Raw genomic sequence first — 22641 nt, 5'->3', positions numbered from 1 at the left:
GTCCTGTGGTCAATGTGCGTTCGCAGCCAGGCTGAGCGCGTGGATCTTGTCGACGATCTGCCGTGAAGCCTTGCGGATTGCCTTCGTCGTGTTGCCGGCGATATGGGGTGTCAGTTGGGCGTTGCGAATGCCAGCCAGCGGCGAGTTGAAGCGGTCTTTTTCCTGGGCGAAGGTATCGATGGCGACCGCTTTTATATGCCTGGGAAATGCCGTCATGAAGCTTGCCAACTGGGCTTCGTCGACAATGTCACCACGAGCGGTGTTGATCAGTATCGAACCTTGGCGCATCTGTCTGAACTCGGTAAGGCCGAACAGGCCTCGGGTGAGCGGTGTCAGCGGTACGTGGATCGAGACCACATCGGCCTCCCCCAACAATTGCTCGAGGGTTTCTCGTCGCTCAAGCCCAAGGCTGCGCGCGACCTGCTCCGTAAAGCGCTCTGAACCGGTGGCGATGACCCGGATCCCCAGCGATCCGGCCTTGCGCGCGACCTCTTGAGCAATGCTGCCAGTGCCGACCACGCCTAACGTGAGTTCGCAGAACTCAAGGCTGGGCGCCAAAGTGCCCTTGGACCAGCGACCACTGTGCGTCTCGGCGTTGTAGTGATCCAGGTCCCGGGATAAAAACAATGTCTGGGCCACCACGTATTCGGCCACAGCTACCGCGTTGGAGGCCGGCGTGTTCAGTATCGTCACGCCACACCGTTCAGCCTCTTGCCGGTCGATATGGTTAACGCCTGAACCGGCCTGGGCGATGGCGCGCAGTGGCGTTGGCAGGGTCGGTGATGCAGCGGCGCGGATCAGTTTGCTCTCAATGGGAATATTCAGGCGCGTCTTGAACACGCTATACCCCCCGGCCTCAGTCACGGCGTCGATGAAAGCTTGCCTGTCGTGGCCATTGATCTCGGTGTATCGGATGCGCTCGCCGTAGTGCTTGCGGATACTGTTTTTATCCGTGAAATAGTAGAGATTCAGGGTGACGACCAAGCCCAACTCAAGGAATCGGTCGACTTCCTCGAATAGCAACGGCGGGCCGGGTGCATCCAGTATCAGGGTGGTGAATGCCATGCATTTTGGTCTTCTTGGCTGATAGAGGCTGGGTTCATGCGCCTTCAAGTATGAAGTTGAACTGACTACATCCAGGCTTGAATTAATCATGACCCTGTTTTTCGACAAAGGACCCTTTTGGAATAAAAAGCGCAGTGTGTGCACTTACGCTAAAACAACAACCGCGAAAAATCACAGCACCCCTGCGCCATCCGCGCCACGTCCTGGTTCAAGCCGAATTGGCGGTCCACCCGGTGCAATGCCACGTACTGGATACTCGGCAACTCCGGCTGCGTGACCAGCGCGCGTAATGCGCCGTGCTCGATCAGATGGGACAAACACGCCTTGGGCAAATAACTCACGCCGATCCCCGACAACGCCAAGCCCACCTGCACCAGCAGGTTATGGCTGGTGAGGGTCCGCGGCATCTGCACGTTGTGCGCGGCCAGCCAACGCTCGTAGATTAAGCCGGTGCCCGACTGCGAACCCTGGGTCAGAACGGTGTAATCGGCCAGCACTTCCAGGCTTACAGGGTCGGGCTGGGGGATCAGGCCGGGCGCGCAGATCCAGGCGTTTTCTACGCATTGCAGCGCCGTGCTGTGAAAGCGCGGGTCGCTGTAGACGTCCGGCACGATGACCAAGTCGAGTTGGTCGCTTTCCAGCTTGCGAAACAGTTCGCTGCTCAGTTCCACTGACGGCTCGATCTGCACCTTGGGGTAGGCCTGACGCAGCGCATCCACCAGCGCCGGCAGCCAGGTCAATGCGGTGAGTTCGGTGACGCCGAGGCGAAAACGGCGCACCAGCACTTCGCGGGCGCTGACCCGTTCGAGCAGTTGGTCGCGGCTGTTGAGCAGGTCGCGGGCGTAGTCAAGCAGCTCACCGCCCTTCTCCGTCAGCCGGGCGTTGCGCTTGCTGCGGTCAAAAATCTCGACGTCAAAGGTGTCTTCCAACTCCTGGATGCGCTTGGAGATGGCCGACTGAGACATGTTCAGCTTGTTCGCCGCCGCTTCAAAGCTGCCGAGTTCGGCAATCCAGTACAGCGCATCGATTTGCTTGAAGGTGATCATCGCGGCCAATTCATGAGAAAAAGCGATGCTATCACATCATAAAATATCGCTAAAACTCTTCGATCATCACTCCTAAGATCCAGCCATAGCCCATCGCTATCTAACAATTCTGGAGATTTGCCATGTCCTTGCCCGGTTCACGCATCCTTCCCAACGCGCCCATGGCCCCGGCCGAACTGGTCGAGGCGTTTGGCCAAGTCGTCACGCCGCATATCAGCGACAACCTAGGCCGTCATATCGGCGCCCGTGGCCTGACGCGCTACAACCGCAGCGGCAAGCTGGTGGGCACGGCGATCACGGTCAAGACCCGTCCCGGCGACAACCTGCTGATCTACAAGGCCATGAGCATGCTGCAACCGGGCCATGTGCTGGTGGTGGACGGCCAGGGCGACACCAATAACGCGGTGATCGGGGAACTGGTCAAGCTCTACGCCCAGCAGCGTGGTTGCGTGGGGTTTGTGATTGACGGCGCGATTCGCGATGTCGCCAGCTTCGAGGACACCCCGTGCTACGCCCGCGCCGTGGTGCACACCGGCCCGTACAAGACCGGCCCCGGCGAAGTGAACGTGCCGGTGTCTATCGGCGGCATGGTGATCAACCCCGGCGACCTGCTGGTGGGTGATGAAGACGGCCTGGTCGCGTTCTCCCAGGCCGACGCCGCCGAAGTACTGCGCCGCGCCGCGCAACATGCCGAGCACGAAGAAGCGGTCAAAGCAGAAATTGCCAGCGGTGCAGTGCGCCAGAGCTGGATCGACAAGGCCCTCAACAATGCCGGCCTGGTATGAAGGAGTCCGAGATGAGCACTGCATTTTTGTCGGACCGTGTCCTGGGCATTGCGCCCTCCCCCAGCATTGCCGCCAACGCCCTGGTCACCGAGTTGCGCGCCCAGGGCCGCGACATCGTTAACTTCACCGTGGGCGAGCCGGACTTCGACACCCCGGCGCATATTCTTGAGGCCGCCAGCTTGGCGATGCACAGCGGTGATACCCATTACACCGCCACCACCGGCACCCTTGCCCTGCGCCAGGCCATCTGCCTGAAACTGCAGCGAGATAATGATGTGGTGTATGGCCTGGACGAAGTCGTCGCCGGTTGCGGCGGCAAGCACATCATTTATCACGCGTTGGCCGCCACCTTGAATCGCGGCGATGAAGTCATCGTGCACACGCCGTATTGGGTCTCATACCCGGACATCGCACGGCTCAACGATGCCACACCGGTGATCATCCCGGGCGATGAAAGCCTGGGTTTCAAGCTGTCGCCCGCCGCGCTCGAACAGGCGATCACCCCACGCACCAAATGGGTGATCCTCAACAGCCCGAACAACCCCAGCGGCGCGGTGTACAGCGAAGCCGAACTGCTGGCCCTGGCGCAGGTTTTGCGTCGTCATCCCCATGTGCTGGTCATGGCCGATGAGATCTACGAACACTTCGTCTACGGCGACGCCCGGCATGTGCCGTTGACACGCCTGGCGCCCGATCTCAAGCCACGCACGCTGATCGTCAACGGCGCGTCCAAGGGCTATGCGATGACCGGTTGGCGCCTGGGCTTTGGTGCGGGGCCGGCCTGGTTGATCGCGGCCATCGCCAAGTTGCTGTCACAGACCACCACCTGCCCCAGCTCGTTGAGCCAGGCGGCCGCGGTGGCCGCGTTTGCGGGTGATCAAGCACCTATCGCCGGCATGCGCGAGGAATACCAGCAACGCCGCGCGCGCATTCTGGCGCTGCTTGAGGGCATCCCCGAATTGAGCATTACACCACCGGATGGCGCGTTTTATGTATTCGCCAACGTCAGCGGCCTGATGGGCAAGCTCACCCCCCAAGGCGATCGCCTCGACAGCGACACCCAACTGGTGGACTACCTATTGCGCGACTACGGCCTGGCCACCGTCAGCGGCGCGGCCTACGGCATGTCGCCGTATGTGCGCCTGTCGTTCGCAAGCTCGCTGGACGTGATCGAAGAAGGGTGCCGTCGCCTCAAAGACGCATGCAACGACCTGCGCTGACGGCCACCCGTAACACCCGGCGACCAGCGGACGGCCGCCTTTTGACTGCCTAGAACAACAACTTAAAAATCATTGATCTCAAATGAGGCACTCCCATGCACACGCCCCGCATCGCGCTGGTCTGGCAAATCATGATCGGCTTGCTCGCCGGTATCGCCATTGGTGCCCTGCTGCACCGCTTTCCCGAATCCCGGCCGTGGCTGGTGGACAATGTCCTGCAACCGGCAGGCGATATCTTTATCAAGCTGATGAAAATGATCGTGGTGCCCATCGTGTTTTCCTGCATGGTGGTGGGCATTGCCGGGCACGGTGACGGCAAATCCCTGGGCCGTATCGGGGTCAAATCCCTGAGCTATTTTTTCTGCATCACCACCCTGGCGATCATCATCGGCCTGGTCATGGGCAACCTGCTCAAGCCCGGCGCTGGCACTGAACTGTCCAGCCTGCACGCGGCGAATATCACCCTACCCACCAGCAACGGCGCCGGTCATAGCCTGGGGCAGATCATCGTCGGCATCATCCCCGACAACGTGGTCAACGCCATGGCCCAGGGCAGCCTGTTGTCGGTGCTGTTTTTTGCGGTGATGTTCGGCCTGGGCGTGGCGCGCTTGCCCGCCGAGCGCAAAGACCCGGTCATCGCGCTGTTGCGTGGCGTCAGCGACGCGATGTTCAAGGTCACCTCGATGATCATGGCCTACTCGCCCATCGGCGTGTTCGGCATGATCGCCGTGACGGTGGCCAACTTCGGTTTCAGCTCGTTGCTGCCGCTGGCCAAGCTGATCATGGTCAGCTATGTGGCCATCGCGTTCTTTGTGCTGGTGGTGCTCAACCTGGTGGCGCGCGTTTGCGGGATCAACCTGTTCGCGCTGATGCGCCATATCAAGGATGAACTGGTACTGGCCTTCTCCACCGCCAGCTCGGCGGCGGTGATGCCGCAATTGATGAAGAAACTCGAAACCTACGGCGTACCGCCTTCACTGGTGAGCTTTGTGGTACCGGTGGGTTACTCGTTCAACCTCGACGGCGCTTCACTGTTCCTCGGCATCGGTACCCTGTTCGTCGCGCAGTTGTACGGCATTGATTTGAGCCTGGGCGATCAGGCCTTGCTGGTGGTGACCATGGTGCTCACCTCCAAGGGTGCGGCAGGGGTACCGGGGTTCATGTTCGTGATTCTCTCGGCCACCCTGGCCAGTGCCGGTTTGCCGTTGGAAGGCATCGCGTTTATCGCTGGGGTGTACCGTTTGATGGAGATGCCGACCACGGCGCTGAATGTGCTGGGCAATGCGTTGGCGCCGTTGGTGATTGCCAAGTGGGAGGGGCGTGAGGTGCGGGCTGGGCAGCAGCAGAAAGCGCAAAATGTGCAGATGGAATGAAGCGACTGCTGTGCTTCTGTGGTAAGCGGGCCTGTTGTGGCGAGCGGGCTTGCCCCGCGTTGGGCTGCGAAGCAGCGCCAATAAAGGCACTGAGATTTTCCGATTAGAACTCATAGGCTGATTTTGGGGCCGCTTCGCGTCCCAACGGGAGCAAGGTCCCTCGCCCCAGGTACAGTGTTCGCCCTTAACTGACTGGCATCGGGGCAAGTCCGCTCATACAAAAGCGCCACATTTTGACCTCGCCACATCGAATAAAAGCGCTCCGAAGAGCGCCTTTATTCATTCCAGCCTTATTGCTCGCTGATGGATTTCACCTCAGCCTTGGCAGCACCGCCAATCGCAATGCGCTTAGGCTTGGCTTCCTCGGGCACGATCCTGAGCAGATCGATGCTCAGCAAACCATTGGCGAGCTGTGCGCCCTGCACTTCAATGTGGTCGACCAGGCGGAACGACAAACGGAACGCGCGCTGGGCGATGCCTTGGTGCAGGTAAGTGATGCCCTCATCGTGTTCCCGCTTGCCGCCGGCGACGGTCAACACGCCTTTCTCCACCTGAATATCCAGGTCGTCCTCCACCAAGCCTGCTGCCGCGATCACGATCCGATAATGATCGTCACCGTGCTTTTCGACGTTGTGTGGCGGATAGGTGGTACCGGCCTCGCTGCGAAGCGCCGATTCGAACAGGTCGTTGAAACGGTCAAAGCCCACGGAATGACGGAACAGTGGGGCCAAGGAAAGAGTAGTAGCCATTGCAAAATCTCCTGAGTTTTCTCCAAGTGATTTGATACGCGACCCGCATTCGGCATCGCGTAATCCCTAGGTAGGTTCAGGCGGAAAAAATTCAAGCGTCACCCTAAAAAAATTTTTTGTGCGTTTTTTTGGCTGCTGGCACGCCGGGTGTTCGTCAAATTCAAGGCGAAAAAAAGCCTGCATCTCTGCAGGCTTTTTCCTATCTGGCTTCACGACCTGGACTCGAACCAGGGACCGAGTGATTGACAGTCATTTGCTGGCTGTTAGGCGCATCGGGGCCACGACGAAATGTGGCGCGGAGATAGGGTTGCTGCATAGCGTGGGTCGCATGAATGCGTCACGCCAGGAAAGTTAGTCGGGTTGGGTGGGCTTGTCAAAGCTGGAGAAGTCAATACATTGTAGGAAAAGGCGACACCCTTAGTCAGAGACAGTTTAGTCTTCAACGATCGCCTTTCATCAATACGCTTATATAAAGTTGCTCCACTTATTGAGAAACGACACTCAACTCTAAATTTAGTAAAATAAATTATGCGGCTTCGCTTATTAATACTTACTGGCATAATTTTCGCCTTTCCAAAACTTCTGTTACTTTGATTAACCAGCCAGTACCCCAGACAGCTGTTTAAGAATATTCCTTTCTATCCATCTTACCGCGCTGGGATTTACGGCCTCTACACGCCTTGAGCAAATACAGCACCCAAACCCTCACCGCCACTAGAATGGCATAGGCTAAAGCACCTTTAACCAAACCAAAAACATCAACTCCCCCTCCCAATGCGTTAATTTGTCCATTCACCACCTTCGGCAGAAAAGATCCGGAGGTATTGCCGACAGTCTCAACCGCCCCACCTATTATCGGTATCAATTGCCCCGCAACCAACTTTCCGCTTTTGAATCCCACCACACCACCGACAGCGGTCACCCAGAGTGAGTATGTTGCATATTCTCTTTTAATATAACTCCTCACCGCTTAAGCTAGTGCCCAATGTAACCCCCAAGACTTCTGTCGTGGGTCGCTATTCCAACGCCCGTGCAACGGATAAATCGACATAATCCATAAGTTTTCCCGCCATCAGTTGATAGTTGAAATTCGCTCCACCGGAAATTTATCCCCCCACAGCCACGTCGGTAAGTCCAACAACGGGGCTTCAACGGCTACCAGCGGAACTCCAGCCATCATTGACAAAGCTTGTATCAATGCGTTTGCAGGCGTCCATCCGTCATAGCCAGCCCCACCTTTTTCCCCAAGCCTTGCTCATAGACACACCACACTAACGTCTAAAGATGATTGATTTCGCGAAGTCCGCATACTTATAAAACCAACTCAACGCAAACAAAATCGAGAATGGCATTCCCAACCATACAAATACCACATCAAACCCCACCTCAAACCCTGCGGAAATAAACAGGACCGGCAACAACGCCAACAAGCATCCTAGGGACAACATGACGACCAAAACACCCGCCCCCATTATCGCCGAGGAAATGAACTTACTTACCGTCACCCTTAGCCTCCTCGTAAAAGCCGTAGCCCTTATAGCCAACTCCGCCGACATATATACCTAGCGCAGTACCAAATGGCGTTTTCGTGCCTAACTGCATACGTTACCTACACACCAGTCTGGACGAACACTACCCGAAGTGCCGTAAGGAACTTCTTGTCCATTTTTATAACTGACTTGTGGGCGAGCTCCAGCACCAAGATCAGCGCCGACATCAATTTCAGATTTTTGGGGTGTGGGACGAACAGGTGTCCCAGTAGAGGCAAGATCATCTACCTTTCCAGCAGCGCCACCAGTTGCTTTTGCACCAACTAATCAACCATGTTTCTCAGAAAACTAATACCAAACTCATCACGAATCACATACAAGCTTTCGTACTGAAAAGAAAGAACAAATTTAAAATCCGTCTCTATCGACAGCTTCGTAAGGAAAGACTTAATATCCTCAGAACTCTCCAGCAAATATTTTATAGGACAATGAAACGCTCCACTCATACCTGCTTTCCAATCAACATCAACCCCTTCAGCAGCAACGTCCTCAGGAGTACTAAAGCAACGAAATACAAAATAAACACCTGAATATTTAAAGTTACCTGTTAGATAACCACTTTCAATTGCGTGCTCAGCCCCCATCACTGAGAGCACTGAAGCAATTTCTTCAAAGGAAACTCCAACTTCAATCTCAAGATTCATTGTAATTGTCACTTCGCAGCCCCTATCACCCTAAATTCCCCGCCCTTCATCAAATAAAGCTTTTTCAAACCTTCGACAGGATTCGAGCGCAGTGCACTTTCTATCTGATCAAAGGTCAATGGAGAGTCAGCCAAATTCACAACAATATTGCTAGCCTGAGTCTCAACTTTACCGGTTATTGTTTTCAGCACTGAAATTGGGCTATTGGTGATTGGCGAGAAAACATCAGCTAGTTCACCATTAATCCGCAAATCAGGGTTGGCTCCTTTTTTCCCAGAATTTGCCAACTGCTCAACATCATATCCAGCTTGAGCAAGCCCCTTCGAAGCTTCATTTTGACGCTCAATTGATCGAATCATGTCCGGACTTGCATTTTTTGGTGGCAGCTCAGGCTCTCCCTTCAAAGAACCTATCTTTGCCAATCCACTGGTTCCAGCCTCAGCGTCTGTTATAGCACTCGTCGCATTCAGATTACTCGCTGGCCCTCCTTTTGCACCAACATGCGACTAAAACCGATAGAGTTAACGCCTATCCTTTTCCGGCAACCAGCCCTCTTCAATTCTCTGGACCAATAGAGTGTCGTTCCATGTTCCACGTATAGGAAACTTCCGCTGCTCTTCTGTAATTTCGCCAACTTTCCATTCTTTCTCCCCGTTCCAAAACCACCAAGCATCGACACGCCCAGTTGAAGGGTCCACTACTCCAGCACGGAAAGTTGGGGTCTCCTTAGAGTGCGTTGGAACAGTACAACTATTAGCTTTTTGGATAATTCCTTGCTTCAGAGCTGCCGAGGCAGGAAAAAAAATCCAGAAATTTGTTTTTTCCTCTACCAAGACATCCAAATCTGGTTCGTCATGATACGTACCTGGCAAGACACGGATTAAAGAACCCATAGGAGGGATTTTTTTCACAAACTGGAAATATGCTTTTCCACTCGTAGTTGCGATGGCAAATACATCTCCAATTTTGATCATTATTTAAACCCTGGATATCCAATTGATTTCAAAAGAGCGGCACCTCTAGCGAGAGACTCCGCATAAATCGGATTAGCTGTGGAGATACTGTTGATCTTATTGATCAATGAGCCGCCATCTTTACCTAAGTCGTTGTATTCGATCAACACTTGCTCAACTGCCCTTGCATCACTGCGAGATATATTCTGAAGACCTGGTATTGCATCAATTTCAATGCCTTTCTGGGATAAGTGTGCCGCTGACCGCGCCTCAAGATTATCGGTAATACCAACATACTGTACAGTGCCGTCTTCAGCCGTCGAAGAATATACAGCGGTCTTACCTGGATCAGGTACTACATCTTTTGCGCCGAAGGACTAACCTAGCTTATCAAAATCTCTCTTAGCTCCTCGACAAATCGGTCCCCCCCTTCACTTTGCGACTCCAAACTAATCATCACGGGAAAGTCTTCGTAAACCAATCGCAGGGACTGACCTTTTATAATCACGCCCCAAACTCTAGTATCAACAGAATCATTTTTACTAATGATACTGCCAGAGAACAGCTTAATGAACTCCTCCGCATAGTTAGGGAAACCTTCCCAGCCCACATCAGAAATCAGCTCCGCATACAACCTTCCAGATTTCATACGGCCAAGAGCATAAACGTTATCATCAATAAATCTCTTCATTGAAAAAGGTCTCCACCGCCAGCCCGAGTAGAACTTTCAATTATCTGATCAAAAGTTTTACCTTTTTTAACTAGATCATCAAATGCGGGTCCAATCTTGTTGCCATATCGCTCCAAGTTTCTTGCATCAATGACATCAAGCATTTCCGGAGGTGTATACTCCCTGTACTTCATTTTCAGCTCGTTTCTTGCGCCATACGCATACTTTGCAACGTCTTCTGCGCTTGCACCGCTAGCACGCATCTTGTCCACAGCCCCTTGTAAGTCGTAAACATCTTTAACATAGTTTTGCCGGACAGGCGGGAGATACCCGAAGTCTCCGTCAGCTTTAGATATAGCGTTATCCCAAGCAGGAGTCCCTTTTGCACCTTCCGCCGCAGCACCACCAACAGCAGCCTTCAGCCCCACTATATTCAGAAGCGCTTGCGCAAACCAACCAATTCTCTCTCCAGTAGTCGCTTTGGCCTCTGTAACCGGGTTAGTGACACCAAATGCCATCGAAAGCTGGCATCCAATGCCAATTAGGCCCATCCCACCGCAGCCTTCACTGAAAGAATCATCAGCAAACTGCTTAAGCGACGCTTTCAGGTCGCTCGCCATTTTCTCCTGATTCGCTCGTCCTTCCAATGCCTGTTCGACGGTCGCCGGCTTCAGATACCACTCGTTACCGTCAGCGGTTTTCACAAATTGATCTGTAACTACACAGAACGAGGTATAGGACGTCTTGCACATGACGATGTCGCCAGGTTTGTGATCCAGCTTGGAGTCCCAGGTCGCATCACTTGCCAAGCTGATGGTTTCGTCTTTAAGTATGCTTTGGGCCTTCTTGAACAAAGCCTCAATATCAGCCTTCAGTTTTGTGCATTCATCTGACGAAACTCCCACGCACGACGAGTTGTACTCCTTTCGCATTATCTCCAGGGAGGCGTCTTCGATCGGGTTCAGATGGTTGTTCTCGACCGCGTTTTTAGCGGTCCCTGCAGCGGCAATCGCGTTGTTCAAGCCTCCAGCGGCCAGCCCACCCGCCAGTCCTCCAGCCAATGTTGATAGAGCCGATATCGTCTGCTTTTCCGACTCGGTTAATTGATCAACAGGTTTATTCGGATACAACTGTTTGGCGATGTATTCACCAATACCTGCTCCCGCAGCGCCCGCCAACGCCGAGTTACCTTGAGCTTTGGCTAGTACCGCTCCCCACACCGCATGTGCCATCAGGTTCGCGACGTCGTCGTCCCCGGTAGCCTTCTTGATTCTTTCAGCCACATAGGGCGCAGCGGCGCCAGCCAACGCACCACCAATGTTCCCACCCAGGATTCCCTGGACAACAGCGCTGACCGCCTGAGACGCTTTCTTGAAGCTGCTACCGACGCCATAGTTCTGACTGACCTGTTGATCGATCTGATCAGGAGTCGGATTGGCGGTGCCCTTCTCCAGTAGCTGCTGACGTGCCGCCTTCGACTCATCACTGTTCGGATCCTTGGCGGCCTTCATCTTGGCCGTGGCAATTGCATCCGAGATGCCATTGACCAACTCCACAGAGCTACGAATCAGCTCCATGCGCTCTTCAATCGCCTTTTTGTCAGGGCGATCCAGTTTTTCGTTGGCATTGGCGGTGTCACGGTTCAAGCCAACCAGGTCGTTAGCTCCTTCGGCGTTACGTACAATGATCGTGCCTTCGCTGACCGCACTTCGGGTCTTGCTACTGTCCGACTCATTGAGCGACATGCCGAACAGGCCGCCCAAGGAAGCCGCCGATCCACCCGCCCCTCCATAACTGGCGGAACCGCTGACGCTGGCAGACGAACTCTCGATGTCGCTCTTGTTCTTGATGTCGCTGGTTATCAATCGGTCGGTGCTGAGCAGGTTTTTGTCGGCCGTCGCATCACTGGCAATCACTGCCCCTTTAAGCGTGGTGTTGGCGCCGACAACAATGTTGTAACCACCATTGCCCGCAAACAGACCGCTCTGGTCCGTAACAGCCTGGTAGTTACTTTTCATGTTGCCGGCGGAAAGGCTGGCCGATGCCGTCACCGGAGCGCCATAACAGATCGGCGGAATGCAGATACTGGCGCCCACACCCGCACTGCCCTGCTTGTTCTTTTCGGTTTCGGAGTCCTGGCGCGAAGTGATATTCAGGTTGCCCTGGACTAGTGCATCAATCTTGTTGGCTCGCACCTGCGCGCCATCAAGGGTGGTGTCTTTGCCACTGTGCAACGTCAGTGCACCGCTATCCAGCGTGGTATTGACCTGAGTGACCGAACTACCGTTACCCATGCCCTTGGCGATCTGGGCACCCAGGTCGATGGTAAAACCATTCTGCTGACCAATATTGAAGCTGGCGCCTATGGCCGTTCTGTTGTTGGAGTTCTTGTTTGCCCAGTCAGCGGTGTTCTGCGCACTTTCCAGAATGATGTCGTTCTTGGCGATCAGTGCAGTCTCGGCCGCCTTCAGGCTACTGCCGATGACATGGATATCACCTACCGTGCCCAGTGCCTTTCCCGTGGCTTCGATAGCAAGGGCCTGGCCTACGTTGAGCGAGCTCTGCTTGGCCGTCTGGCTTTCATATTCGCTAGTACTTTTACTGTGGGTCAGCGCTGTTTCAGTACCGATTTTTATTAATGAGCCATTGCTGGAACCGCCTTTGTTGTTGGCGTAGTCCTTGATGCCCTCGGAAACCGAATCACTCATACCGTTCAGGTTGTAAGCAGCCAGCGCGGCCTGCGCCAGCTTCACAGCCTTGAGTTTGGGGTCATCGGCGTTGTTCGCCGCCTTGATGGCGCCACGGATGGAGTTGAAGGTATCCACGACAGCGCCGCCAACCACTCGGCCCACTGCCAGGCTGCTGGACTTGTCGGTACTGCTCTGGCTGGCGCTTTCCATGCCAGCGGCAATGTTGACGTTGGCCCCCGTCAGGTTCATGTTTTTGGTACTGACCAGATCGCTGGCGATTACGCTCAGCTCACGCCCTGCAGTGAGCACAACATTGCCCTGGCTCGAACCGACGGTGCTGCCGGTCAATGTGGTCTGAGCGGACTGACCGGTATGGTTCTGGCTGCTGATGGACAGATGCTGATTGCCGGTGATGTCATCAATGCCCAGGTTGTTGGCCGTCAGCACACCGGTCAGGTCTCGATTTTTCTGCTTGTGCATTTCACTGTGAGTGAACGTGTTTTGCGCCGCATCAATCACCAGGTCACGACCGGCCTGCACCTTCAGGTCCTGGGTACTGACCAGTCCGGAGCCTCTCACCGTGACATCATGCAGAGCCGCCACATCCACGGTGTTACCCGAGATAATGCTGCCCCTTGCCATGGTCTGCGTCTCAGAAACCGCATCCTGAACCTTGCTCGACTTCAACCCACCCCAGCTGCTTTTGCTCTTGCTGCTTTCATGCCGAGCACTATTGGAATCGGTGACCGCAACAATCTGCACATCATGACCGGCGACTAGCTTGGCTGCGCCCTTGTCGGCGGCGACCTCACTGCCCTTGACGATGAGATCATTACCCGCAACCAGCGTGCTGTTCATCCCACTGGTGACCGAGCTGGCCATATTGGTGGTACTGGCGATCTCATCCAGTCGACTCTTTTTACCCGACGAGCTTTTCTTGACCTTACTGTAGAAGCTGTAGTCTTCATTGGCCGCCGCTTGCAACGTCAGGTTGGCGCCCGCACTCAGGTAGGCCTCATTCCCTGCACTGACCTTGCTGGCTATCAACCCCAAGTCCTTGCCAGCTGCCAGCACCACATTGCCACCCGCCGAAACACTGGTCGCGACTTGCTGGGTGTGATCCTCCTGACTCGTCACCTTCTTGGTCTTACCATACGAATGCTGCTCATCCGCCGCCGAAGCCAGGGTCAGATCACCCACCGCACTCATGCTCACATCGCGCTTGGCAGCAAGCTGACTGGCAATCGCGGTGACATCGCGGCCAGCGCTGACTTTCAAGTCCTGCCCGGCATCGACGGTCGAGCCGTATTGGGTAATGCCCTGACTCGTATACAAACCACGCACGCCGCTGGTGACTTGTTCAGCAGAGACAAGGTTGACGTCACGTCCGGCACTGATCGTGGTGTCCTTGCCGCTTTTGAGCACGCCGCCGGCGTTGTTGACGTCTCGCCCGGCGTTGACAGTCAGGCCGTTGGCGGCTTCGATGCGGGCGGCGTTATCGACGAAATCAGTGCGTTCGGTTCGGTAGCTGCTGCCGCTTTCGTGGGTGGTAACCGTGCGTTCGTTGATCACGTCGCGGCCGGCCGTCAGTGAGACGTCGCGGCCGGCGATGACACCGCCTGCCTTGTTGATCAGGTTGTTGCCGGCCAGCAGGTCGAGACGATTGCCCGCTTCGACCAGACCGCTGTTCACCAGGTCGTTGCCAGCCGTCGCCGACAGGTTGTTGGAAGCTTTCAACGTACCCGCGTTGCTCAGGTCCTTACCAGCGATCAGGGTTACGTCGCTGCCCTGGATAAGGGCGCCGTTGGCGGCCAGGCGATTGTTGGCGTTGGCCAGGTACAGCACCGGTACCAGCACTTGCTCGCCGTTCACCTCGGCGTTTTCCATCCAGACAATGTCGTGGGTCAGGGCTGCGACCTGTTCGGAGGTCAGGGAGACGCCCAATTGCAGGTTCAATTCCTGTTTGCTGGCGACGGCGTTGTTCATCAGGTACTTGAACATGCCCTCGTCGGAGGTCTGGCCATCGATGAAGCGCTGGCCGGTTCGGGCGACTACGGCTTGCTGAATCAAGTTCTGTTCGTAGAAACCGTCGCCCAGGCGCTTGGCGCTTTGGTCCGGGTTGTAACCGAGGTTGGACAACAGGTAGTCCGAGCTCATGAACTGCTTGAGGTCGGTGAGTACCGGGTTGGTTTCGATCAGGTATTTATGGGGGGTGGACTGACCGCTGCTGGCGGGCAAGCCCTGGACGCGATTAATGGTAAACGCCGTGGACCGGCCTGGCAGTGCAGAACCCTCAGCGCTGGCAGCCGGTGGGCTGACGTTAATCGCGCTGGCTCCCACGTTGACGTTTGACGCCTGATGACCTGCCGCAGTCAAATCTACGCCGCTGGCCGAAGCCTGAGCGTCGTTGCCCAGTTGAATGTTCGGGGGCTGGACGCTGGGCAGCACTTGCTGACGCTGGGTCGGGCTGACGCTGGCGCTGCCCATGGTCCAGCTTTGCGGGCCGCTGGCCACTGGAGTACTGCTGCCTTGACCACTCAGGCGGAACAAACCGTTCTGCCCGGTGGGCAGTGCGAAACCCGGTAAGGTCAGTGGATTCACCTGCTGCTGGGCGAGGTTCGGTGGCAGCTGTTGATTGACTGTAACTCGCGTCGAAAACGCCCCCGCGCCGCTGGCGCCGGCACTGCCAGTGGTGGTTTTCGCACCCGCACCTACATAGGTGAAACCGGGCCGCGCCACACGGTTGTCGATACCGTCCTGGGCCTTTATGTTCACCGCGCCTGCCGCCTGAATCACGGCAGCGTAGGTCTGGTCACCCGTACTGATCTTGGTGACCCGGCGCAACACTGTGCGCTCTTGCTCGGTCATGCCGATAAACGAGGACATGGCGCCAACCAGGCCGCTCAGGTCTTTGGGGTTGTAGCCCGCGCCGCCAATGGCATAGCGGTTGTTGAACGCCGCCGCAGCGTCGTACCACATACCGGCATTGCGGGTGCGCTCGGACACGAACAGCCGCCAGGTTTCGGTTTCGCCGGTTTCAACGCCGCTGTTGGTCAGGTTGTTGGCGGTAATGTTGAGGTTGCCGGCAGCACCGATGGTGCTGCTTGCATTGAGTACATCACCGCCTGCGATATTGAGGTTTTTCCCAGCGGTGATGCTGGAACCGGCGCTGGCAGCGGTCACCTCGAGTTTTTCGCGTTGGTCGATCTGCCACAGGTGGTTTTGCTTGCCGCTGCAGTCACCCGCGTAGTTCGGGCTTTCTATGCACGGATACTCCGTGATGGAGGCGGTGTAAATGCCACCGGCACTGGTGGTCAGCACGGCACGCACGTTCTGAAGCGTGCTGGCGGCCAAGCTCAGGTTGCCATCGCTCTGGATGCTCGACGAGCTGTTGATCACGCTGGTTGCCAGACCGCCCTGCCCGTCGCGGTCGATGCTCAGGTTGCCCAGGCTGTAGATATCGGCGTAGCTGTTGTTCAGTGTGTCGAGGCGCAGGCTCATGTCGGCGCCGCTGAAGATCAGGCCGTGGTCGTTGACCAGCGCGCCAGTGGTCACGGTCAGCCCTTGACCGCTGCCCAGCGTGCCCTGGTTGTTGATGCCTGCGGCGTTGACGATCAGGTTGGTCGCCGAGGTCAGGCGACCGACGTTGTTCAGCTGGCCGCCGACTGACACCGTAGTGTCTCCGCCGCCGGCGATGCTCGAAGCCGCGTTCAAGCTCACTTGCCCGGCACTCAGCCCGAGTGTCCCAAGGCTACTGAGCCGGCCATTGCCTGCGTATGTGCCACCGAGGTTCAGGCTCAGCGCACCGTCACTGGCGATCAGGCCATCGTTGGTCCAATTGCCGCCGCTACCGACGAGGCTGGTGGACGCCAACAGCTGGCCACTGGCGGTCTGGGTGAAGTTATTGACGTTGACGTTCAGGCGCGCAGCCTGGATGACGTTGCTGTTGCTCCAGCTATCGGCGTTAAGCGTCAGGCCGCCGCGAGTGACAATCGAGCCGCCGGCGCCCGTGACGTTGGCGGTAGAGATATCGAACGTGCCGTCGCCCACATGCAGCAAGCTGCCGCCATCATTGAGAAAGCCTCCTGCCGCCAGGCTCAGGTTGGTGTTGGCGCTTTCCAGGGTGCCATTGCGGTTGTCAAACAGCCCGCCAATCTGGAAGTCGGTTTTACCGCTGCCGCCCAGAACACGCAGTTGGCCGGTCTGGTTATCGAGGCTCGCGGCCTTGATTGCCAGGGTGCTGTCGCTTTCGATGATGCCCAGCCGGTTGTTCAGTGCGCCACTGAGGTTGAGGTCGATCTGCTGACCGGCAATCTGGCCATCGTTGTCGCCGCTGTTGTCAAAATCGTTGCCGGTGACGTTGATCTTGCCTTTGGCGTACAGGCCACCGTTACGGTTGTCGAAGTTGCCGGTGGTGATGATCGCGTCACCGCTTTGCGCCGACACTCGCCCGCCGTAGTTATCGATGCCACCCAAGGCGGTCAGATTCAAGCGCTGTGCCTGGGTCACGCCACCCTGACGGTTATTGTTCAGGTCATAGCCATTTTTCAGCACGCCGGTGAGCTGAGCAGTGAAGGCCGATTGCAGGCTGGAGAGCACGCCGCCGCGGTTATCGACATTGCCGGCGGAGACGCTCAGGTCGCCGGTCTTGGCGATGATCCGGCCACTCTGGTTATTGATATCCGCGCCTGTGGTAAGGGTCAGCGCGCCCTGACTTTGCAGCGTGCCTTTGCCATTGCTGAGGCTGCCGGCCTGGACTTGCAGGTCACCGCTCTGGCTGTAGATCAGGCCGTCGGCGTCGTTCTGCACCACGCCCGGTGTAGTGATCGTCAGCAGATCGTTAGCCGCAACGGTGCCCCGATTACGATTGTCCAGGCCGCCGGTGAGCAGCGTCATCAAGCCTTGGCTGGCGAGCTGGCCGCCCTGGTTATCGATTTGCGTTGAGCGCTGAACCCGCAGCGGGCCGACGCTGGCCAGTTTGCCATTGGTGTTGGTCAGCACGCCGAGCAAGTCGAGGGTCACTGCCGCGTTGCCGACCAGATTGCCACCGGTGTTATCCAGCGCGGTGCCGGTGAAGCTAAGGCCCTGCTGGGCGTTGACGGTGCCGCCGGCATTCCCCAGCGTCATCGCCTGAATCACCAGCGCCGCATCGCTGTCGATCAAACCGCCTTGGGCGTTTTTCAGCAGACCGCTGAGGGTCAGGGTCTGGGCGCCGCCACTGGAGATCACACCACCGTTGCTGTTATCCAGGTCCACGGCGTTGAGACTGAGGTTTTTGCGGCTGACGATTGCGCCTTCGCCGCTATTGAGTACCGCACCGCTGACCGCAACGGAAACATCGCCATCGCGGCTCGACAGCGTACCTTTGTTGCGGTTATCCAGGTTGTTGCTGGTCAGGCTCAGGCCCTGCCAGCCGGACAGCAAGCCACCGAGGTTTTGCACGGCGTCGGCATTCACTGTCAGCACGTTGCTGCTGATCAGCTTCCCCCCCGTGTTGTCGAGTGCCCGCGCGCTGAGGTCGAGGCTTTGCGTGCTGGAGATTTCGCCGTTGCGGTTACTCAGGTCGCGTAAGTGCTGAATGCTCAACACGCCGGCGGTGGTGATCAGGCCGCCGCTGTTGTCCAGGTCTGCTGTGGCCGCACCAAAATCGATGGCAATTGCGCTGCCCAACAGTGAACCGCTCTGGTTATTGATACCGCGGCTGTTAATGGTCAGGCCGTTGGTGGCGTTGATCAGGCCCTTATTCTGGTTATTCAGAAGGCCGTCGAGGTTCACGTCCAGATTGGCACGACTGGTCAGCGTGCCGCCGCTGTTGTCCAGGCTGCCGGCCTTGACGTCGAGTGTGGCGGCAGCTATCAGCCCTTTGAGGTTGGCCAGCGCCTGATCGACGCGCAGGGTCAGGGCCTGATTGCTCAGCAACTTGCCATTGCTGTTGTTCAGGCTGCGAGCCGTCACGTTGAACGCTTGGACACTGGAGATTTCACCGCCATCGTTGTTGATGTCGGTGAGATTCTTGAGCATCAGCAACGGCGCGCTGATCAACCCGTTCTGGTTATTCAGTTGACCCCGGTTCACGTCCAGCGTCAGGGCGGTGTTGCTGAACAGTTGACCGCCCTGTTGATCCAGGCCAGTGACGTTTGCGGTCAGGGCGCCGGAACTGGCAATTCGACCGCTGTCCTGGTTGGTCAGTTGGGTAGCCGTCAGGTCCAGCGTGTCGCCACTGTTCAGCCGCCCGTTGTGGCTGTTATCCAGCACACCGGTGTTCACGCGCACCGCACCTTTGCTGCTGATGCTGCCTTTGTTGCTGTTATCGAGGCTGGCACTGTTGAGCACGAGACCGGCATCGGTAACGATCACACCGCCTTGGTTCAGCACGACGCCTGTGGTGGTCAGCGTCAGCGGTCCTGCCGCAGACAGGCTGCCGAGGGTATTGCTCAGGCTGGCTGCGGTCACGTCCAACCGGCCTTCAGCACTCAACAGGCCTTGGCTGTTGGTCAGATCGCCGGAGAGTCCGGCCTTGAGGTTTTTCTGGCTCAACAGCGAGCCGCCGCTGTTGTCGAGATCCTGCCCGATCAACGTCAGGTCAGTCTTGCCCGACAAAAGGCCTTTGGCGCGGTTGATGACATGATCGACTGTCAGCGCCAGCGCGCCCTGCGCAACTACCTGACCGCCATCGCTGTTGTCCAGGCTGTCAGCGCTGATCTGCATATCCCCGTCTGCAATCAGGGTGCCGCCCTGGTTGACGACCTGACCGCCTACCGTTACCCCGAGGGTGCCGCGGCTGCTGATCAGACCACCCGTGTTGTCCAGACGGGCGCTCTGCAGGTCCAGGGTCTGGGCGGAAATCAGGCCCTTGACGCTGGTCAGCCATTGTTCGAGGCGCAGGGTCAGGCCCTGATTGCTGATCAACTTGCCGTTGCCGTTATCGAGGTTACGAGCGTCCAGCGCGAATGCCTGGGCACTGGAGATTTCACCGCCCTGATTGTTGATGTCCTTGAGGTTTTTCAGCATCAGCAACGGCGCGTTGATCAAGCCGTTCTGGTTGTTCAACTGCCCCTGATTCAGGTCCAGGCTCAGGGAGGTTTTGCTGAACAGTTGACCGCCCTGCTGATCAAAACCGGTGACGCTGGCGGTCAACGCCTTGTCGCTGGCAATCCGGCTGGCAACACCGTTGCTCACCTGAGTCGCGCTCAGGTCAAGGGTGTCGCCGCTGATCAATTGCCCGGCCTGGGTATTGTCGAACACACCGGTTGTCACAACCGTCGCATTCTTACCGCTGATCTGGCCTTTTCGGCTGTTGTCGAGGATGGCGCTATTGAGGGTCAGGGTGCCGTCGGTACTGATCGAGCCGCCCTGATTTTTCAACACGCCCTTGGTGGTCAGCGCCAGCGCGCCGGCACTCGACAAGTTACCACCAGTGCTGTCGAGACTGCCTGCATTGACCGCCAGGGTTCCTTCACTGCTGATCAGACCGGCGACGTTGCTCAGGGCATTATCGAGGCGAATATCCAGACCTTGCTGAGTGACAAGGTTGCCACCGCTGTTGTCCAGGCTCTGTCCGACAACCGTGGTCGCGCCCTTGCTGAACAGTTGGCCTTTGGTCTGGTTGATGATCTGTGCCACGCGCAGGGCCAGATCGGTACCGGCGAGGATCTTGCCGTTATCACTGTTGTTCAGTTGCGAGCCTTGCAGGCTGACATCGACGGCGCTGGAGATTTCCCCGCCACGGTTGTCCACTGCATCGACGTTGAGTTGCAGCGCTTTTGTGGCGCCTACCAGACCACCGCCACGGTTATCCAGTACCTTGCCGTTCAGGGTCAACGCGCCCTGAGCGACCAGTTCGCCCCCCTGGTTGGCGAACTGCGCAACATTGGCGATCAGATTGGTTTGGCTGGCAATACGACCGCCGCCGTTATCGGTACTGGCGGCGTCCAGACGCATCGGCCCGACTGCGCTCAACAACCCACCGCGGTTGTCCAGTTGAGTGCCCGTGAAATTGATCGCCGCCTGACTGTTGAGCAGCCCTTTTTGGCGGTTATCGAGTTGCCCGACATTCAGTTGCAGGTCATTGGTGGCACGTACGTTACCGGTGCGGTTGTCCAGCGAGTCGCTGCGCAGCGTCAGTCGGTCCTTGCCGGACAGGCTGCCATTACGGTTATCGAGGCTGCCAGTCTGCAGGTCGACCGCGCCTTTGGCGCTGAGGTCACCGTTCTGGTTATCGAACAGGCCCGCAATGCGGGCGGTCAAGCCGCCATCGCTGACAAGGCTGCCGTTATGGCTGTTGTCCAGGCTGGCGGCAGTGATGCTCACACGCTGACCGGACCCCAACACCCCGTTCTGGTTGTTCAGGGCGCCGATCAAGCCGATATTCAGCGCAACGTCACCAGTCACCTGACCATCGCTGTTATCCAGCGAGGAAGCATTCACCGTGGTGTTACCGGCGCTGGAAAGCTCGCCGTTGTGGTTGTTCAAGTGCCCGACATTGGCCGTCAAGTCACCGCTGCTGGTGATCACGCCCAGGGTATTGAACACCTCATCGGCCGTAACCTTCAGCGCGCTGACACTCAGCACACGCCCGTTGTTCTGATTGTCCAGAGTCTGGGCATTGAGGGTGGTGGTTTGTCCGCTGAGCGTGCCACCCTGGTTGGTCAGGGTCTGCGTTGCGTTAACAACCAGGTCACGACTGGCGATGATGTTCTTGCCAGTGTTGTTGAGGCTCTGTGCACTGATGCTGACATCGCCCGTGGCATTACGGGTGTTATCGGCATTGACCCCGCTTTCGATGATTCCGTTATTGCGCAACTGGCCGCCGCTGGTGAGCGTGATGCGGTCCTTGGCGACAAGGTTGTTCTGACTGGTCAGGTCGCCTTGGGTTTTCACGTCCAGGGTAGTGCCGGCATAGACCGGCCCCTTGGCTTGCAGGTTGTCGGCCTTGATGTTGACCGCGCCGGCCGCCGCCGTATCAACCAGGCTAAGGTTGCCGCTGGCATCCAATTGCATATCGCCGCTGCTGGCGACCATCTTGCCGTCGAGTTTCACCCCGACACCGGCTTCACTGCTGACCAGCTTGATCGCGCCGGCATACATGCCGCCCAGGGCCGAGGAGTCGATGGCCAGTTGCGGTTTGCTCGCCGGATCGGCGGCGCGGGCAGTCGCCTTGAGGGTTTTCGCGTCGACGTCATTGGCACCGGCAATGATCGTCAGGTTCTTGGCCTGGATCTCAGCGTTGATCTTGGCCGAGCGGGTGATGATTTCGAACTGGTCGACGTTGCTGGCATTCAGGCCGGCGCCTTCGATGGCGACGCTGCCCTGGTCGACTTGGTAGCGAGTGATCTGGCCGTTTTCGATGACGGCCTTGCCGGTGGTCAGCGTGGCCTGTGGGGTGTTGATGAAGCCACAGCCGTCGCAGGTGACACCGTACGGGTTGGCAACGATCACGTGGGCCGATTGCCCCGCCACTTCGGTGTACCCGCGCAACTGACTCGGGCTGCCGCCGTTGACCTCGTTGAGGATCACGCTGGCTGCTGTGCCGTTGAGGTTCTGGTTGCCGAGGATGATCCCGCCCAACTGGGTCGACTGGGTCCGACCGGTCGCGTTGTTGAGGATCACGCCCTGCTGGCCGACGTTGTAATCCTGGAATTGGTTATGCGACAGCCCGTTGCCATTGGGCGCCGCGATATTGACGATAGGCACGCCATTGCCCGCCTGACCGAGCGTCGTCCCCGGCGCGCTGACCACAATCCCGTCCGCCTGGGCCAGCAACGGTTGCCAGAACATCGCGTTGGCCAGCACCAACGCCAAGCCACGCTTGGGCAACCCCAGGAAGTTGGAACGACTTTTCAAGGCCGCAGAAGGTTGGCGCGCGAGGAAGGCGAACTGGCGAACGTCCATGTGTT

At 57.3% G+C, this 22641-nt stretch carries 11 protein-coding genes; 3 read left to right on the top strand and 8 right to left on the bottom strand.

Translation table 11 applies throughout. The features are described from left to right. Window positions 1-9: 9 nt before the first annotated feature. Both A7317_RS14675 and A7317_RS14670 read right to left on the bottom strand, forming a co-directional pair. A complete protein-coding gene (locus A7317_RS14675) occupies window positions 10-1065 on the bottom strand; it encodes an NAD(P)-dependent oxidoreductase (protein ID WP_024076585.1) in 1056 nt (351 codons plus the stop codon). Between the two features lie 149 nt (window positions 1066-1214). Beyond that, entirely contained in the window at window positions 1215-2111 is an 897-nt protein-coding gene (locus A7317_RS14670) for a LysR family transcriptional regulator (protein ID WP_069076154.1), read from the bottom strand. A 122-nt stretch (window positions 2112-2233) separates the two neighbouring features. Between A7317_RS14670 and A7317_RS14665 the strand changes: the two genes are divergently transcribed. The 3 genes from A7317_RS14665 to A7317_RS14655 all read left to right on the top strand — a co-directional run bounded on the left by A7317_RS14665 (window position 2234) and on the right by A7317_RS14655 (window position 5489). Next, on the top strand, window positions 2234-2896 hold the full coding sequence (locus tag A7317_RS14665) for an RraA family protein (RefSeq protein ID WP_069076153.1): 663 nt from the start codon (window positions 2234-2236) through the stop codon (window positions 2894-2896). Window positions 2897-2907: 11 nt separating this feature from the next. Beyond that, complete coding sequence (locus tag A7317_RS14660; protein ID WP_069076152.1) at window positions 2908-4116, top strand: pyridoxal phosphate-dependent aminotransferase; 1209 nt, start codon at window positions 2908-2910, stop codon at window positions 4114-4116. A gap of 95 nt (window positions 4117-4211) precedes the next feature. Further along, window positions 4212-5489, top strand: coding sequence for a cation:dicarboxylate symporter family transporter (locus A7317_RS14655; protein WP_024076589.1), 1278 nt, complete (start codon window positions 4212-4214; stop codon window positions 5487-5489). A gap of 290 nt (window positions 5490-5779) precedes the next feature. Here A7317_RS14655 and A7317_RS14650 read toward each other — a convergent pair whose 3' ends face one another. The 6 genes from A7317_RS14650 to A7317_RS14625 all read right to left on the bottom strand — a co-directional run bounded on the left by A7317_RS14650 (window position 5780) and on the right by A7317_RS14625 (window position 22636). Then, window positions 5780-6238, bottom strand: coding sequence for an Hsp20 family protein (locus tag A7317_RS14650; protein WP_024076590.1), 459 nt, complete (start codon window positions 6236-6238; stop codon window positions 5780-5782). Window positions 6239-8051: 1813 nt separating this feature from the next. Beyond that, window positions 8052-8432, bottom strand: coding sequence for a hypothetical protein (locus A7317_RS30665; protein ID WP_143036972.1), 381 nt, complete (start codon window positions 8430-8432; stop codon window positions 8052-8054). An 8-nt stretch (window positions 8433-8440) separates the two neighbouring features. Further along, the gene (locus A7317_RS30660; RefSeq protein WP_143036971.1) at window positions 8441-8854 is read right to left on the bottom strand and encodes a hypothetical protein; all 414 of its coding nucleotides are present in this window, start codon (window positions 8852-8854) and stop codon (window positions 8441-8443) included. Window positions 8855-8953: 99 nt separating this feature from the next. Then, on the bottom strand, window positions 8954-9406 hold the full coding sequence (locus tag A7317_RS30040; RefSeq protein WP_024076595.1) for a hypothetical protein: 453 nt from the start codon (window positions 9404-9406) through the stop codon (window positions 8954-8956). A gap of 361 nt (window positions 9407-9767) precedes the next feature. After that, window positions 9768-10076, bottom strand: a complete 309-nt coding sequence (locus A7317_RS14630) for a DUF3630 family protein (protein WP_024076596.1) — start codon at window positions 10074-10076, stop codon at window positions 9768-9770. Then, a complete protein-coding gene (locus A7317_RS14625; RefSeq protein ID WP_081329203.1) occupies window positions 10073-22636 on the bottom strand; it encodes a hemagglutinin repeat-containing protein in 12564 nt (4187 codons plus the stop codon). The genes A7317_RS14630 and A7317_RS14625 overlap by 4 nt, the downstream gene beginning before the upstream one ends. Window positions 22637-22641 lie beyond the last annotated feature (5 nt).

It is taken from the genome of Pseudomonas fluorescens, from assembly GCF_001708445.1.
Classification (GTDB): domain Bacteria; phylum Pseudomonadota; class Gammaproteobacteria; order Pseudomonadales; family Pseudomonadaceae; genus Aquipseudomonas; species Aquipseudomonas gorinensis.
This window is presented reverse-complemented; position numbering and strand designations above follow the sequence as displayed.